The following is a 685-nucleotide window of genomic DNA, read 5'->3' as shown; positions in this document are numbered from 1 at the left end:
TGGCGAGCAGGTGATGTTTGAGCCGGGGCAGGAGCTGCCGGCTGATTGTCTGAACCTGTTCGGCGGCTTCCCGGCCGAGCCGGCGGAGGGCGACTGCGACGTGATGATCGAGCTGCTGCGGCATCTGTGCAGCACGAGCGAGGCGCCAGGGCTCGGGCCCGAGGATGTTGCCGACTGGGTGTTGCGCTGGTGCGCGCTGCCGCTGCAGCAGGTGGGCGCGAAGCTGACCACGGCGCTGGTCTTCCACGGCCCTCAGGGCACCGGCAAGAACCTGTTCTTCGATGTGCTGCGCGACCTGTATGGCGAGTACGGCGTGATGGTCNACGTGATGATCGAGCTGCTGCGGCATCTGTGCAGCACGAGCGAGGCGCCAGGGCTCGGGCCCGAGGATGTTGCCGACTGGGTGTTGCGCTGGTGCGCGCTGCCGCTGCAGCAGGTGGGCGCGAAGCTGACCACGGCGCTGGTCTTCCACGGCCCTCAGGGCACCGGCAAGAACCTGTTCTTCGATGTGCTGCGCGACCTGTATGGCGAGTACGGCGTGATGGTCGGCCAGACCGAGCTGGAGGAGCGATACAACACCTGGCTGAGCGGCAAGCTGTTCATCATCGGCGACGAGGTGGTCAGCCGGCAGGAGATGTATCACACCAAGAACCGGCTCAAGTGGATCATCACGCAGGAGACCAAG

1 protein-coding gene is annotated in these 685 nt (G+C 65.8%); it reads left to right on the top strand.

The features are described 5' to 3' along the window. Window positions 1–13: 13 nt before the first annotated feature. Window positions 14–685: primase-helicase family protein (locus ABGI63_RS25765; protein WP_349745373.1), on the top strand; the 672-nt coding region annotated here is incomplete at its 3' end.

Origin of the sequence: Roseateles cavernae, from assembly GCF_040187885.1 — a bacterium.
Lineage (GTDB): Bacteria > Pseudomonadota > Gammaproteobacteria > Burkholderiales > Burkholderiaceae_C > Roseateles_E > Roseateles_E cavernae.
Note: the sequence above shows the minus strand (reverse complement) of the source record. Positions and strands in the feature narration are given on the sequence as shown.